The organism is Terriglobus albidus (assembly GCF_008000815.1).
GTDB lineage: Bacteria > Acidobacteriota > Terriglobia > Terriglobales > Acidobacteriaceae > Terriglobus > Terriglobus albidus_A.
On sequence record NZ_CP042806.1, the window covers coordinates 3,331,618 to 3,346,631 of the forward strand.

Genomic DNA, 15,014 nt, shown 5'->3' on the forward strand with positions numbered 1-15,014 from the left:
TGCCGGTTTCGGCCAGTGGCGTCATCAGGGCGTCAATGGTATCTTGAATAAGGTCACCAAGGCGGCGTGTGCAACAGTCCGCGGCCCGGTTCCCACCCTTCACAGGGCGCATAACTCAGCGGTAGAGTGCCACCTTCACACGGTGGAAGTCGTAGGTTCGAATCCTGCTGTGCCCACCATAAAATCAATAACTTGCAGGCAGTGGCGAAATGGATTTGATGCCATTTGATGCCAAATTGCACAGATTGGCATCATTGGAGGTATCCAGAAAGCCGCCATCCGCGTTCGGGAACATCGGCGCTTTGAGTGAGGAATCGGGACACTCCAGTTTCCATAGCTTAAGCTCGAATATCGAGTCAACCGGTTGTCTTTCTGTGGCCCTGGATAGCGGTCGAACAGTTGCGATTGATGTTCAGATGATGCCCCATATTGATCATGGATATGCGGTCACTTCTCATAGTTCTCAGGGCTTGACGGCCGATCGGGTGCTAGTGGACATCGACGCCTCCGGTCGCAGCGATCTGGTGAACCAGCGCTTCGCCTATGTCTCCATTTCACGGGGCGCTTATGATGCGAAGATTTTCACCAACGATATGGGCGTCATAAATAGTTGCTATGGTCGCCAAGATCCCAACTCTTATGTTCTTCACGACGGCTCTAGGTTTCGGCACGAGTGGGATAGCTAAGTCATAAAGGGAACGCAAGCTTGTCGACCGGGCACAGCAACAAGAAACACCCAGAATCCATGCTTCGCGAGAAACTCAACCATTTGGTGCATCGACACACTCCACTTGAGTCTACTTTCGTAACATCGATCCCTCTATGCGAGCAGCGGAAACCATCAGGTCTTTGCATGGTAGCCGGTCTGCGTCGGTTCTTGAGATCGGTGCTGCCCGGTTCAATTGGGAGAGTTGCTCTTCGGGTTGCAACGAAGTTGCCAATACCACCAATCGCAACGAAAGAGCCACTAACGCCATGAGCAATACTTGCCAGTCGAGTGTCATTCTGTTCTCCCAAGTTCCTTCCTACTCTTGCTCTCATGCAACTCATAGATCATTCTCAAGATGCCGAGGCAGACCCATCAAGACTCCTGCAATCGCGAAACTCATAAGCGGATGCTTCTTCGAGTCACAAAAAACCTCGATCCGAGACGATCGGAGTGTAGGGAGCGTTGACCATCGTCGTCCCTATCCCCATCGATGGGCGGGTCCGTTGCGTGCGAGTCTTCTTGACCCAAGACCGGATGCTGAATGCGTATACACATATGCAAATCAGGTTTGCTGGAATAAAGCCAAACTGAGATGTGCGAAACCCGATTACGCAAACGATCATGCTGTTGACAATCGATATCAGAAGCCCCGTCCACGATTTGCGACCGATGAGGACAGTCGCCAATATGGTGAGAAAGCAAGAGAGGTAATCTAAATGAAACATATCGACTTCGACCTTAGGTGGCATTCATATGAACCGCGCTAAATTGCTTCCTCAATTGCCATTGCAAACTTCTCGTCGGCTATTCTCGCGCGTTCAATGGTCAACCGGTTACCGCGCTTTGCACTGAGGTATGTCCAGACCCACTGGAAGAAGACGCTCACCCTCAAGCTGCTCTCGACCAGAGACTGTACGTGGATCAACGCCCAGACGAGCCAAGCCAAAAAATCGCTCATCATGACGCTCGGTCTGTAACGCGGCAAAATTCTTGCGGACTGCGGCAAGGTGGCCCTCGTTGAAGTAAGGAAAAGGAGGAAGCTGTGATTTCTTGGTTACGCGCCGAAAGATTGATTTTGCGGCGTAACGTCCTTGCTGCATGGCGACTTGATCAAGAGACGCTGTATCGCGAATTACAAATATCTCGGGATGGTCCTGGACCGTCAGATCCGGTCGGAGTGCCTTCGCCGCAGCAAGGCGACCAAATCCGCTTCCGACGATTACAACAAGTGGAACCTTGCTTGCCATTTCTGGCTCCCTTTACACGTATCGTTCATGCATGCAGTGCCGAATATCCTAGCTCCACATAGCAGCGTGAGGGTAGCAGCCGTGTACCACCGAAACAATCACATGTTCCTGTAATAAAGGTTTGAATAGGACACATCGACGCGGCATTTTGTTCACTTCAGCTCTAACATGCGACTGCGATTCGCGCCATTTGATGAGACGAGTGAGTGCCGGCAGATATACAGAGCAGCCTTACGGCCTTTGGCAATCAGCTAGGCAAAGTTCTTCAGGAGATTCAAGCGCTGCGCTAGCTTGTGACGGAGATTCTAAATCAAGCTTTTGCAGAGAACGCCATCCTCGACTGCGCATCTGACAGCTGTCTGGGCACAAGCGAGGGCTCTACTTCTGCGTGACCCTTGTGGGCTACCTTAGTCAGCGTGCGATTCGTGACTTCTCGTAGCTTCTGGGTGACCGGTAAGCAGGAAGTAACGCGGAAATTTCCGGATCGCTCGTGAAACGCTCGCGAATCAGCTGTAGGTCCCTAGGAAAACTACAAGGCGACCGCTGGTTCTTTTTCGCACGATTCATATTTGCGAGTGGTTCTGGCCAACAAGAAATCGTGATCATTCCCTCAGTAGATGAGGCTTCCAAGCAAACCCATTGAATGCAATTCCGAAGCCGTTGAACAGCTTGCGTCGTCGCGCGATACCAAGGCCGGCAAGTGCGTAAAGGGACCTACTCAGCAGGGCCAGCCGCTTTCTCGCTCCGTAGCTTGATTGCTCTCTGGGATCTTGGTGGCGTTTGTTTGCATCTGCTCAGATTCTTCCGCCAGCGAAATGTCGTCAGCAATTTCGCAGTCAGCAACGCTGTTTATCTCAGTTGTCTTGAACTGCTCATAACCTCAAATCCGCCATCAGCTCAACACTATTCTTGCCATAAACATGTAATAGATCAAGGGTGCCAAGTGACGTATTGTTCATCCATCGGAGAGGCATCCATGTCTCTCCGTCCAACGAAAGGACGATATCACCATGGATCGCACACCTGTTGGCTTTAGCCTCTTCATGCTGAAGGCTGTTCTTCGCGGGCAGGGCGACGAAGTCATCGATCTAGCTAAGGTCAATCTGTTTCGCTAACAACGATCAATTGAAAGGAAGCGAAGAATCCGCATATGGTTACAGCAGCAAATCGGTCGGATATTCCTGGAGGAATGGATCTCCTCAATCGGCAAGGTTTAAACAAAGGCACCGCATTCACTGAGGAGGAGCGTACAGAATTTGGACTGCAAGGGCTTCTCCCGCCACACATAGAAACCCTTGATGAGCAAGCCGTTCGAGCTTACGAGGCCTTCCAGAGAAAAGACAGCGACCTGGAGCGGCATATCTACCTACGAGCTCTCCAGGATACCAACGAGGTTCTCTTTTACAGGCTCATCGTCGACCACATCGAAGAAATGATACCGCTGGTTTACACGCCAACGGTTGCGACGGCGATTGAACAATTCAGCCACATCTATCGCCGGCCTCGCGGACTATTCATCCCCTACCCATTGCGCGACTCAATCCCGCAGCTTCTGCGGAATCGTCCGAATAAAGACGTCGATGTAATCGTAGTAACCGATGGCGAACGCATTCTGGGCATCGGTGATCAAGGCGCAGGCGGGCTTGGCATCTCTATTGGCAAGCTCTCGCTCTACACGGGCATTGGTGGTATTCGTCCGGAACGGACTTTACCGATCGTCTTGGATGTAGGCACTAATAATAAGGAGCGGTTGAACGATCCTGCGTACCTCGGCTGGCGTCATGAACGGATTACCGGCCAGGCGTATTTCGATTTCGTAGATCAGTTCGTTCAGGCGGTAAAGCAGGAGTTTCCTGAGGCATGCCTGCAGTGGGAAGACTTCGCAACCCCACATGCCCGGCCAATTCTCCAGCGTTATCGCGACCAGCTACTGACTTTCAACGATGACATCCAGGTAACAGCGGCGGTCGTTCTCGGAGCTGTTCTAGGTGCGGTCAACGTGACTGGAAAGAGTTTGGGCGAACAACAGATCGTCATGCTCGGGGCAGGTTCGACCGGAATCGGTGTCGCTGATGGCTTGCGAACGGCGATGATAAGTGAAGGACTAAGCGAAGAGGAGGCCCGCAGCCGCTTCTGGATCGTTGACAAAGATGGTTTCTTACATTCCGGGCGAAATGACCTGAGTCCGGAACAGCGTGTCTATGCCCAGCCTGAGATCAATGTTGCCGGATGGCCCCGGAGCCTAAACGGACACATCGGCCTGGCCGATGTGATCGGAAAACTTAGGGCAACAATCCTGATCGGTTTCTCCACGGTTGGTGGTGCTTTTTCTGAGCCAATTGTTCGCGAAATGGCGCGAAAGGTCGAGCGGCCTATTATCTTTCCTCTCTCGAATCCTACTTCAAAATCCGAAGCAACCGCAGAGGACCTTATTCGTTGGACCGATGGACGCGCCCTGGTCGCGTCGGGTTCTCCGTTTGCACCTGTCACCCACAACGGGCGGAAGATTGCTATCGCGCAATGCAACAACGTTCATATTTTCCCGGCAATGGGACTTGCCGTTGTCGCTTCCGGCGCTCGCCGGGTCACCGACGCAATGATGCAGGCCGCAGCTCGTGCGCTTGCCGCAAATTCGCCTGCCCTCAAAGATCCTTCCGCGTCCCTGCTTTCTCCCCTGAAAGATAGTAGGCGGGTCGCCAGGGATATTGCGATCGCGGTTGGCATTCAGGCGCAAAACGACGGCGTCGCTCCAAAGGTCACTGAGGACGAACTGCGAAGGCGCGTGCTGAAAACACAGTGGACGCCTGCTTACGCCTCGTTTGGAATAGCACGGAACGAAGAGTGAGGTTCGAATGTCAACCAATGCAAGTTCGAATCCGATAGTTCGCCCGGGTGGCAATGTGACGACGCAAAACATTGCCACCAAACAACGTGCAGTGGCCTTCTGGCACACCATGATCGGGAAGAAGATAGTTATGGCGGTTACGGGAGTCGTACTTATTGGCTTCGTAATCGCCCACATGTTGGGCAATCTCAAAATATTTTCGGGTCCGGACGAGATCAACACATACTCACGATTCCTGAGGGAAATAGGTACACCCGAGCTTGCCTATGGAGAACTGCTCTGGGTGGTGAGAATTGTCTTACTTATTTGTGTGGCCCTTCATATCACGGCGGCAGCTCAGCTTACTCGTATGAGCCAGGCTGCGCGACCAGTTGGATACAGCGTCAAGCGCGAAGTCGAGACGACCTTCGCAGCACGCATGATGCGCTGGGGCGGGGTGCTGCTGGTTGTCTTCATCATCTTCCATCTTCTTCACCTGACGGCAGGTGTAGTTGGATTCCAGCCAGGTCAGTTCAAACATCTGGCGGCTTACCAGAACGTAGTGGCAGCTTTCACACTCTGGCCGGTTGCGCTCTTCTATGTCGTGGCAATGGGGGCGCTTTGCCTGCACCTCTATCACGGAATTTGGAGCATGCTGCAAACCCTTGGCTGGAGCACTGCCCGAAACCAAAGGCAACTGAAGATCGTTGCGCGAGTCATAGCGATCGTAGTGTTTGTTGGATTCAGCTCCGTCCCCGTTTCTGTATGGGCAGGCTGGTTTCGCTAATTAGAGGAGTACAGAAATGTTGGAAACAAGGATACCCTCGGGTCCAATCGAGCAGAAGTGGGACAAGTGCCGCTTTGAAATGAAGCTGGTCAATCCGGCGAATCGCCGCAAACACTCGATCATCGTAGTGGGTGCGGGGTTGGCAGGTGCCGCCGCCGCCGCCACTCTCGGCCAGCAAGGCTACCAGGTCCATTGCTTTTCCTATCACGACACCCCACGGCGCGCACACTCTATCGCAGCGCAGGGAGGAATCAATGCCGCCAAAAACTATCGCAATGACGGCGACAGCGTCTTCCGCCTCTTCAAGGACACTGTCAAGGGCGGTGATTTTCGCGCCCGCGAAGCCAATGTGCATCGCCTGGCGGAAATTAGTGTCAACATCATCGATCAATGCGTCGCGCAAGGCGTGCCGTTTGCAAGGGAGTACGGCGGACTTCTGGACAACCGATCTTTTGGCGGCGTGCAAGTCGAACGAACCTTTTACGCGCGAGGCCAGACAGGACAGCAACTCCTGCTCGGTGCCTATCAAGCCCTCGAAGAGCAGATCGCAGCCGGAAGAGTAACGATGCACATCCGGACTGAACTGCTCGATGTAGTCCTTATCAATGGCATCGCGCGCGGCATTGTGACGCGGGATCTGGTCACGGGCCAAGTCGATTGCCACGCTGCCGACGTGGTTGTGCTTGCAACGGGAGGATATTCCAATGTCTTCTATCTCTCCACTAACGCCAAGGCGTCGAACTGTACGGCAATCTGGCGGGCTCATCGCCGCGGCGCCCTTTTTGGGAACCCATGTTTCACCCAGATCCATCCGACGTGTATTCCATTGAGCAGCGAGCAACAGTCCAAGCTGACGCTAATGTCAGAGTCACTGCGGAATGACGGGCGCGTATGGGTGCCGAAGAAAAAGGGTGAAACCCGCAGCGCGAGAGATATTCCGGAAAGTGAGCGGGACTACTATCTCGAGAACCGCTACCCAAATTTTGGCAATCTCGTGCCGCGCGACGTCGCATCACGAAACGCGAAGGAAGTGTGCGATGAAGGTCGCGGCGTGGGACCGCGGGGGCAGGGTGTCTATCTGGATTTTGCGGATGCGATTCATCGGCTCGGGCTCGAAACAGTTCGTGAGAAGTATGGCAATCTGTTCGACATCTATCAAAGGATCACAGGAGAAGATGCGTACACGATCCCGATGCGGATCTATCCCGCTCCCCACTACACGATGGGCGGATTGTGGGTTGATTATCACTTGATGTCCACGATCCCCGGACTGTTCGTGAGCGGTGAGGCGAACTTCTCAGATCACGGCGCAAATCGGCTCGGCGCGAGCGCCCTGATGCAGGGCCTCGCAGATGGCTACTTTATCATCCCCAGCACGGTGCCGGATTACATTGCTTCCACCAAACTGGACCCTGTGGATACCTCCCATCCGGAGTTCAAGGCGACCGAAGCCGAGGTAAAAGATCGAATCAACAATCTACTTACGATTCGGGGGAAACGCAGCCCCGATTCGTTCCATAAAGAACTCGGCAAGATCGTCTGGGATAACTGTGGCATGGCCCGTTCTGATGCAGGGTTGCGCAAGGCGCTCGCTCGGATTCCTGAATTGCGGGACGAGTTCTGGCAGAACCTTCGTATCGTTGGTACCGGCGAAGAACTGAATCAGGGCCTAGAAAAGGCGAACCGTGTATCTGATTTCCTTGAACTCTCCGAACTCATGTGTATGGACGCGCTACAACGTACCGAATCGTGCGGAGGCCATTTCCGGGTGGAGAGTCAGACTGCCGATGGTGAGGCGAAACGCAACGATGAGGACTTTGCTTACACAGCGGCCTGGGAGTGGAAGGGTTCCGGCAATACTCCCGTCCTTCACAAGGAACCGCTTACTTTCGAGTACGTCCCGCTTTCGCAAAGGAGTTACAAGTAGCCATGAATCTCAAACTCAGGATTTGGCGGCAGCAAAGTGCAAACGCTTCGGGCAGCTTCGTCACCTATCAGGTCAGCGACATTACGCCTGATATGTCGTTCCTCGAAATGCTCGACGTGCTTAACGAGGACCTGATTAATCGGCAGGAACCTCCCGTTGCCTTCGAACATGATTGCCGCGAGGGTATCTGCGGCTCATGCGGATTCTTGGTCAACGGGGTGGCCCATGGCGGCCAGCGCGGCACAACCGTATGCCAACTCGCAATGCGCTTCTTTGAAGATGGCGACACCATAACGCTCGAGCCGTGGCGCGCGCGGGCCTTCCCGGTTATTCGCGATCTGATCGTGAATCGGTCAGCGTTCGACCGAATCATTCAGTCTGGAGGCTTCATCACTGTACCGACCGGAAGCGCGCCTGATGCCAATGCAGTCCTTGTTCCAAAAGAGGATGCGGACACTGCGTTCGATGCAGCCGCATGCATTGGGTGCGGAGCCTGCGTCGCTGCCTGCCCAAATGCAGCCGCCATGCTGTTCACGTCGGCCAAGGTCACTCATCTGAACTCCCTCCCACAGGGTGAGCCGCAGCGCGACCAGAGAACCCTCAGCATGGTCGCGACGATGAGAAATGAGCTATTCGGAAGCTGCACCAATCATGGGGAATGTGAAGCAGTATGTCCCAAACAGATACCTCTGGAGTTCATCGGGAAGATGAATCGCGACCTGATTCGTGCGGCCTGGCGCAGACACCGGGAGCCACTGTTGATGCCCAGCGTCGTGCAACAGCCATTTATGGAGGACTCTCACGAGCATTCTGATAAGCACGCCGATACACAACTTCCAGCGGATGCTCAGAAATAGGTTCACAAGGAGGGCTCATGCGCCTGATTAAGACGAATCTCCATAGGACGCTGACGATCTATGGAGGTCCGGAATACGCGTCAGGGAATAGGGCGGGTTCTTCACTCTGTACAGATTAGGTTTGTTCGCAGAATCTGTAGCGTTTCCCGAATCGAGAGTGGAGGGCCACAACATGCGTGGATGAAGAAAAGATACATGCATTGAGGAGAGATGAAACCATGAGTGTGACAACCACTAACGAGTTCCGTGTTGAGGAGGACGCCTTAGGCGACGTCCAGGTTCCGGCTGAGCATCTGTGGGGTGCACAGACCCAGCGCTCTCACATGAACTTTCCAATTGGTGTCGAGCGCTTTCGCTGGGGCCGGACTGTAGTTCGAGCCCTTGGCATTCTGAAAAAATGCGCTGCCCTAGCCAACGGAGAGTTGGGCCAGATCTCCAGTGAAAAGGTCGACCTGATCACTCGTGCCGCGCAGGAAGTGATCGACGGCCGATGGGATGACGAATTTCCATTGGTTGTCTTCCAGACCGGCTCCGGTACACAGACCAACATGAACGCCAATGAGGTGATTGCCAATCGCGCGATTCAGCTTGCGGGTGGCGTCCTCGGCTCAAAAAAACCAATTCATCCCAACGATGATGTGAATCATAGTCAATCGTCGAATGACACCTTTCCCACAGTGATGCACATCGCGACAGTAGAGGCGATTGAGAGTAAGTTGTTTCCTGCTGTCGGCAGATTACGTGACGTACTCGACGAGAAATCGCAACAGTATCGCGAGGTGGTTATGCTGGGTCGTACGCACCTTCAGGATGCGACGCCGCTGACAGTGGGACAATTGATCTCCGGTTGGGTAGCGCAGATCGATCAGGCACTCGACGGCATTCGGCAGGTTCTCCCCGGCATTTACCCCTTAGCAATCGGGGGCACGGCAGTTGGCACGGGACTCAATGCTGATCCGCGCTTTGGAGAAGTAGCTGCTCGACAGATCTCTCAGGAAACCGGCAAGCCATTTGTCTCCGCTCCCAATAAATTTGCAGTACTCTCCGCACACGACGGCGTTGTGACTGTGAGCGGCGCGCTTCGCACGCTCGCTGGGGCGCTGATGAAAATCGGGAATGATGTCCGTTGGTATGCATGTGGTCCTCGCGCTGGAATCGGCGAACTTAAAGTTCCCGAAAACGAGCCGGGCTCCTCCATTATGCCGGGAAAGATCAATCCGACTCAGTGCGAAGCGCTCACGATGGTCGCCGTCCAGGTTTTTGGTAATGACCACGCTGTGGCGTTTGCAGGTTCGCAGGGCAATTTTCAGCTGAACGTATATAAACCGGTCATGCTGCACAACGTCCTGACGTCAATCGAACTCCTCGCCGATACCTCGCGATCGTTCTGCGATCGCTGCGCTGTTGGGATCGAGCCGAACGAGAAACGCATCAAGGAGCATCTGGACTACTCACTGATGCTGGTGACGGCCCTCAACCCGCACATCGGATATGAGAAGGCGGCGAAGATCTCACTGACCGCATATCGTGAGGATATTAGCTTGCGTGAGGCCGCTCTGAAACTCGGTTTCCTCAGTGCAGAACAGTTCGACTCATGGGTACGCCCGGAGGAGATGACTCATCCCCTGAGAGGAAATTCGTGAGTCAACCATTGGTCTTTGAGGTTAAACCGTAATGTCGAGATGGTTGAACTCGCACCTGCTCCTCATATGGGTCTGTGGACCAATTGTGTTGCTCATGCTGTTCACCAGAAGGGGGCCGGCTCAGAGTGCACCCGTATCGAGTGATCGTCCGTGGCATTCACCTGCTGAACGCAACATCGAAGTAGGCCTTCGAGATACTTCTGATTCGAGATTCACTATTGATTCCGCAAAAACGTATTCGTTGCCGGAGCTCATTGATATGGCAGAAGCACACAACCCTGCCACTCGCGATTCATGGGAACGTGCCCGCGCTGAAGCCGCGGCCCTGGGCGTAGCACGCAGTGAGTTGTTTCCTGTCCTCGCAGCAGTTGCAGTTTCACAGACCAGCCGGCAGGAGGTTTTATTTAGCGATCGTTTCTACGGCCAGGTTATCCAGACCTTTCAGGTGGGATTGAAGCTCAATTACACCCTCTTTGACTTCGGGGCACGCGCGGGTCGAATTAACGCCGCGAAGGCGCAGCTCCTGGCTGCAAATTTCGTTTTCAACGATACTCATCGCCAAGTTATCTACCAGGTGCAGCAAGCCTACTACCGACTATTGAGTTCGATGGGGCAGGAGGATGCCGCACGGGCAAGTCTGTCAAATGCACAAGCAGTGCAACAAGCAGCCGAACAACGTTTGGCCCATGGCCTCGCTACTCAGCCAGATGTGCTCGAAGCGCGGAGCGCCACCGCCCAGGCTGACTATGATCTGCAAGCGATCCTTGGCGCTGAGGAGATTGCTCGGGGCGATCTCGCAACTGCAGTCGGGGCTTCCGCGACCAGGGTGATCCAGGTTCAATCGCTGGATCAAATTCCCAGTCGCGAGTCGATAGGCGATACGGTTGACCAAGCCATCAACCGGGCCCTCGAGCAACGTCCTGATCTTATGCAACAGGTGGCCGAGATCCGATCCGAAAATGCACGAGTCCAGGAAGCGCGTGCAGCCTATTACCCTGCATTGACTCTGAATGTTACCCCAGCCATCCCATCCCTCTACGGTTTGCAGGTCCCATATTCCTGGTCACACACTGCTGATCTGGTCGGCGAATTGCGCTTCAATCTTCAATGGACTGTCTTTGATGGAGGCGCGCGTAAGAACCGCCTGGCCCAAGCGCAAGCTGACGTTCACGCGGCAGAAGCGCGGGCGAACGTCAAGCGTAACCAGATCGCGGATCAGGTCTGGACGGCTTACTCGAATCTGAATACCGCTTTCCGGCAGCGCCAATCCGCAGTCGCACTGCTTCAGGCCTCTTCTCAGTCCTATAACGCCGCCCTGCAATCGTACGGCTATGGCGTTCGAAACTTGTTGGATGTTACCGCAGCTCAGCGTACTTTGGCACAAGCTCGATCTGCGGATGTCCTGGCACGCACACAAGTGCTGACGGCATTCGCAGAGTTGGCGTTCAGAACAGGAGATTCAATTCGCGTCACCGGGACACCCCGGCCATGAACGGAACGCTTAGATCTGTGCAAGGAGTGTTCGTACTCGTCTTGCTATTGATGATGACGGGATGTGGAAGAGCTCCATCGTTCGACATCCTGGGTTCGTTCTTTCCCGCGTGGCTCGTCTGCCTAGTGGTGGCTATTTTGCTTACGGTCGTTTCGCGAGCGCTGTTGTGTCGTTATGTTGAGATCGCTTGGCCGGTTCTCGTATATCCGAGTCTCACGGCGATCTTTGCCTTCGCGCTGTGGCTCGCTATCTTCAGCTAAACCAGGAGCAATGAAGTATGGAGACAAATAAGAATCCGCGACTGCGCCAACTCCTGGGCCGCGGGCTCAGCATCGTCTTCGTGGCAACCGCCGTAGTCCTTGGGCTCGTCGTGCTCGACCATGCGAACCAATATCCGCGAACGGAGGACGCCGAAGTATTTGCCAATTTTATTGGGATAGCGCCACAAGTTGACGGCCCTCTCATTCGACTGAATGTGCAAGACAACCAATTCGTGAAAAAAGGTGAACTGCTTTACCAAATAGATGAACGCCCCTATCAATATGCTCTCGAAACCGCGACCTCTCAGCAGGCCACTCTGGAAGGGCAGATTGCGGACGAGCAACGGAAAATAGCGGCGTTGGTCAGCGGGGTTTCGGTCGCACAGGCGAACATCCACAGTTCGGAAGCTGCGGTGGCGAACGCTGAGCAGGGGATCGCCAGGGCACGCGCCGAGTGGACCTACGCGAACAACAATCTGCATCGTCTTGAGCCGCTGCTCACACAACAGTTCGTGACGGTGGACGAGGTGGATAAGGCCAGGACTTCCGAAGCCATACAAGAAGAAGCTCTAAAGCAGGCTGAGTCCCGGCTGGCGCTGGCTAAGGCAGATTTGAACTCAGCGACGGCACAACACGAACAAGCCATGCATGCTGTCACAACTCTTGAACCGTTAATCAACCAGCGTGGAGCAAGAGCAGCAGCGGGGAAGAAGGCCCGCTACGACTTGGACAACTGCCGCGTCTACGCGCCGTTCGATGCCCGTGTGACTAACCTCACAATTTCAGAGGGCGCCTATGCTCACGTCGGAGAGCAAATGTTCACGCTCATTGACGCCCGCAGCTGGTGGGCAATTGGCAATTTCCGGGAAGGCCAGCTCAAACGGATTGCGCCAGGAATGAAGGCTGATGTCTACGTAATGTCGAGGCCAAACCTGCGCTTTGCCGGAGTTGTGGATAGCGTCGGGTTTGGCGTTACCCCGGATCCTGATGTGATTGGCCATTTGCAACCCGGTCTACCGAATGTGCAGCGAACGCTGAACTGGGTGCATTTGGCGTCGCGATTCCCGGTTCGGGTACGCGTCGAGAATCCGACGCCCGACCTATTTCGAAGCGGCGAGTCAGCCGTGATCACAATTCGGGGCAATTGAGAATGGCAACCATCTCCCAAAGCCTGCCTCGGCCATCTCGTCCGCTGACCTGGGTAAGGGAGTTTCTAAAAGAAGAACTCGCTCCGTATCCAGGGCGTGCTGCCCTCGTCGCGCGGATGACAATCGCCGCAACCATCGTCATGATCATCACCATGACGTTTCGCATTCCATACGGTGCGTACGGCGCACTCTACGCACTTACAATCTCGCGAGAGAATCCCGATGCTACTATAAGAGCCGTCAAGACCATCATCATCGCCTTTGCCCTGTCAGCGCTGTACATCCTGCTGGGAGCGATGTTCTTCCTGCAGGACCCGAATCTGCGATTACTCTGGGTAATTGGGACCTTTTTCGTGATGTTCTTTGCGCTCAGCGCAATGACAAATTACACCGCCGCAGTGCGTTTCGGTTATTTGCTCATCGTTACAATTCCGGCATGGGACCAGCAGATTCCGATCGAGCGAAAGGTGGAACAAACTCTCTGGGCTTTTGCGACAATCTCTCTCGCGAGCGTTATTACGGTCCTGATCGAGCTGGCGTTCGCAGCATTGAGGCCGGGTGATGTTGTCCGTCAGCCGCTCGCCGAGCGTTTGAGTTCTGTCGCGGACCTGCTTGATTCGTATGCTGCGGGCGATTGCGGAGACAATAAGACAATCCGTGAAGTCACCCGATTAGCCATGGCGGGAACCTCCGGACCTCGACGGCTGTTACGACGTTCAAATTACTCGCCACAATACCGCGAGCAGATCGGTGCTGTGATCGCGTTGGTAGCGAGACTTGTAGATATTGCCGCTAGTATGACACTTTCCACTTTTGAATTGTCGGGCTACGACAAGGACCGCATCCGCAACTTAGCGTCGAACATTAGATCGATTCGTTCCGAGTTGTTGCATGGCGTGGTGCTGAGCCGCTTCGTGCCCGTAAGGGAGCCATCGGCATCTCTTCCTCTTTTAGAAGAAATGGAAAACACGGCGTCATCGATCGATGAAGTGTTCGCGGGATTACGTCCGTTGACTGCCTACGCTCCATCCATCGGGAATGACCCAACGTCGGGCTTTTTTCTTCCTGATGCGTTTTCCAATCCCGACCACATCAAGTTTGGTCTGAAGGGCTGTCTTGCAGCCAGCCTGTGCTATCTCTTCTACAATGCCAAAGCCTGGCCCGGCATCAACACCTCGATTACGACGTGTTTTCTCACCGCCCTCTCCACGATAGGTTCGTCCCGACAAAAACAGGCCTTGCGCATTGCGGGCGCTATCGTAGGAGGAATGGTGATGGGCATTGGAGCACAAGTATTCATCTCGCCTGCTCTTGACTCCGTCGCCGGTTTCACGCTCCTTTTCATAGCGTTTACTATTATTGCTGCATGGTTTGCAACCTCGAGTCCACGTTTTTCGTACTTCGGAGTCCAGGCTGCAATTGCTTTTTATCTCATCAACCTGAGTGAGTTCCAAGTCCAGACGTCCCTTACACCGGCAAGGGATCGCGTGATTGGCATTCTGCTCGGTTTACTCATGATGTGGCTTGTGTTTGATCAATTGTGGGGTTCGCGAGCCGGCACTCAGATGAAGAAAACATTCATCTCCAACCTCCGATTGCTAGCGCGATTTGCAAGAGAACCAGTCTCAAAGGATTTGAAAGTTGCTCTAGAACGGAGCTATTCCCTTCGCGAAACAATCAACAGCAATTTTGATAAGGTAAGGGGGCTGGCTGACGCTGTTCTTCTTGAATTTGGGCCTCGCCGCGAGCAGGATCTAATATCGCGTAAGCGCATTCGGGATTGGCAGCCGAATTTGCGCATGATCTTCATCACCCGCCTCGTTTTGTGGAAGTACCGTGCTCGCCTACCCGGTTTCGAGTTACCGGAAGCAATCCAGCCGGCGCAGGAGGAGTTCGACAACCGCTTGGCAAAGGCCCTGGAAGAGATGGCCGATCGAACGGAAGGGAATGAATCGACCCCAAAACAGGATCTGTCAAAAGCCTATGCCCAGCTCGAACAAGCGGCATGGAAGGGCTCGCTGAAGACCCAAAACCAGTTCTCCCTGCAGGTAGAGTCATTTCTCCTTCTCTCTCGCAGGATCGCGCTTCTGGCCGACTCCTTGGAAAAGGAAATTTGAGTA

Annotated in this window: 11 protein-coding genes and 1 tRNA gene; 11 read left to right on the plus strand and 1 reads right to left on the minus strand. The window is 54.2% G+C overall.

The annotated features are described in order from the left end of the window. Positions 1-104: 104 nt before the first annotated feature. Positions 105-179 (plus strand) — tRNA-Val (locus FTW19_RS13160). A gap of 30 nt (positions 180-209) precedes the next feature. Beyond that, positions 210-686, plus strand: coding sequence for an ATP-binding domain-containing protein (locus tag FTW19_RS13165; protein WP_147648061.1), 477 nt, complete (start codon positions 210-212; stop codon positions 684-686). An 856-nt stretch (positions 687-1,542) separates the two neighbouring features. Here the strand turns inward: FTW19_RS13165 and FTW19_RS13170 are convergent. After that, the gene (locus tag FTW19_RS13170; RefSeq protein ID WP_147648062.1) at positions 1,543-1,956 is read right to left on the minus strand and encodes a hypothetical protein; all 414 of its coding nucleotides are present in this window, start codon (positions 1,954-1,956) and stop codon (positions 1,543-1,545) included. A 1,189-nt stretch (positions 1,957-3,145) separates the two neighbouring features. On the opposite strand from FTW19_RS13170, the gene FTW19_RS13175 reads away from it, so the two are divergent. The 9 genes from FTW19_RS13175 (at position 3,146) to FTW19_RS13215 (ending at position 15,011) form a co-directional block, all read left to right on the plus strand. Beyond that, positions 3,146-4,801 carry an NAD-dependent malic enzyme gene (locus tag FTW19_RS13175; protein WP_147648063.1) on the plus strand — a complete coding sequence of 552 codons (1,656 nt, stop codon included), beginning with the start codon at positions 3,146-3,148 and terminating at the stop codon, positions 4,799-4,801. Between the two features lie 7 nt (positions 4,802-4,808). Further along, positions 4,809-5,567, plus strand: a complete 759-nt coding sequence (locus FTW19_RS13180; RefSeq protein WP_222705457.1) for a succinate dehydrogenase cytochrome b subunit — start codon at positions 4,809-4,811, stop codon at positions 5,565-5,567. 16 nt (positions 5,568-5,583) lie between these two features. Then, the gene (locus FTW19_RS13185) at positions 5,584-7,494 is read left to right on the plus strand and encodes a fumarate reductase/succinate dehydrogenase flavoprotein subunit (RefSeq protein WP_147648064.1); all 1,911 of its coding nucleotides are present in this window, start codon (positions 5,584-5,586) and stop codon (positions 7,492-7,494) included. A 2-nt stretch (positions 7,495-7,496) separates the two neighbouring features. Continuing rightward, the gene (locus FTW19_RS13190; RefSeq protein WP_147648065.1) at positions 7,497-8,351 is read left to right on the plus strand and encodes a succinate dehydrogenase/fumarate reductase iron-sulfur subunit; all 855 of its coding nucleotides are present in this window, start codon (positions 7,497-7,499) and stop codon (positions 8,349-8,351) included. A 176-nt stretch (positions 8,352-8,527) separates the two neighbouring features. Then, a complete protein-coding gene (gene fumC, locus FTW19_RS13195) occupies positions 8,528-9,994 on the plus strand; it encodes a class II fumarate hydratase (RefSeq protein WP_246153277.1) in 1,467 nt (488 codons plus the stop codon). Positions 9,995-10,088: 94 nt separating this feature from the next. Beyond that, a complete protein-coding gene (locus tag FTW19_RS13200) occupies positions 10,089-11,486 on the plus strand; it encodes a TolC family protein (protein WP_147650625.1) in 1,398 nt (465 codons plus the stop codon). A gap of 53 nt (positions 11,487-11,539) precedes the next feature. Continuing rightward, the gene (locus FTW19_RS13205) at positions 11,540-11,746 is read left to right on the plus strand and encodes a YtcA family lipoprotein (RefSeq protein ID WP_246153752.1); all 207 of its coding nucleotides are present in this window, start codon (positions 11,540-11,542) and stop codon (positions 11,744-11,746) included. Between the two features lie 17 nt (positions 11,747-11,763). Beyond that, entirely contained in the window at positions 11,764-12,894 is a 1,131-nt protein-coding gene (locus FTW19_RS13210) for a biotin/lipoyl-binding protein (RefSeq protein WP_147648067.1), read from the plus strand. Positions 12,895-12,896: 2 nt separating this feature from the next. After that, positions 12,897-15,011: an FUSC family protein gene (locus tag FTW19_RS13215; protein ID WP_147648068.1), complete on the plus strand. Its 2,115-nt coding sequence runs from the start codon at positions 12,897-12,899 to the stop codon at positions 15,009-15,011. Positions 15,012-15,014: the final 3 nt, after the last annotated feature.

Excerpts from the sequence above, each read along its gene's own strand:
- FTW19_RS13165 (WP_147648061.1), top strand. The coding sequence starts at position 210 with ATGGATTTGATGCCATTTGATGCCAAATTGCACAGATTGGCATCATTG.
- FTW19_RS13170 (WP_147648062.1), bottom strand. The coding sequence starts at position 1,956 with ATGGCAAGCAAGGTTCCACTTGTTGTAATCGTCGGAAGCGGATTTGGT.
- FTW19_RS13175 (WP_147648063.1), top strand. The coding sequence starts at position 3,146 with ATGGATCTCCTCAATCGGCAAGGTTTAAACAAAGGCACCGCATTCACT.
- FTW19_RS13180 (WP_222705457.1), top strand. The coding sequence starts at position 4,809 with ATGTCAACCAATGCAAGTTCGAATCCGATAGTTCGCCCGGGTGGCAAT.
- FTW19_RS13185 (WP_147648064.1), top strand. The coding sequence starts at position 5,584 with ATGTTGGAAACAAGGATACCCTCGGGTCCAATCGAGCAGAAGTGGGAC.
- FTW19_RS13190 (WP_147648065.1), top strand. The coding sequence starts at position 7,497 with ATGAATCTCAAACTCAGGATTTGGCGGCAGCAAAGTGCAAACGCTTCG.
- FTW19_RS13200 (WP_147650625.1), top strand. The coding sequence starts at position 10,089 with ATGCTGTTCACCAGAAGGGGGCCGGCTCAGAGTGCACCCGTATCGAGT.
- FTW19_RS13205 (WP_246153752.1), top strand. The coding sequence starts at position 11,540 with ATGACGGGATGTGGAAGAGCTCCATCGTTCGACATCCTGGGTTCGTTC.
- FTW19_RS13210 (WP_147648067.1), top strand. The coding sequence starts at position 11,764 with ATGGAGACAAATAAGAATCCGCGACTGCGCCAACTCCTGGGCCGCGGG.
- FTW19_RS13215 (WP_147648068.1), top strand. The coding sequence starts at position 12,897 with ATGGCAACCATCTCCCAAAGCCTGCCTCGGCCATCTCGTCCGCTGACC.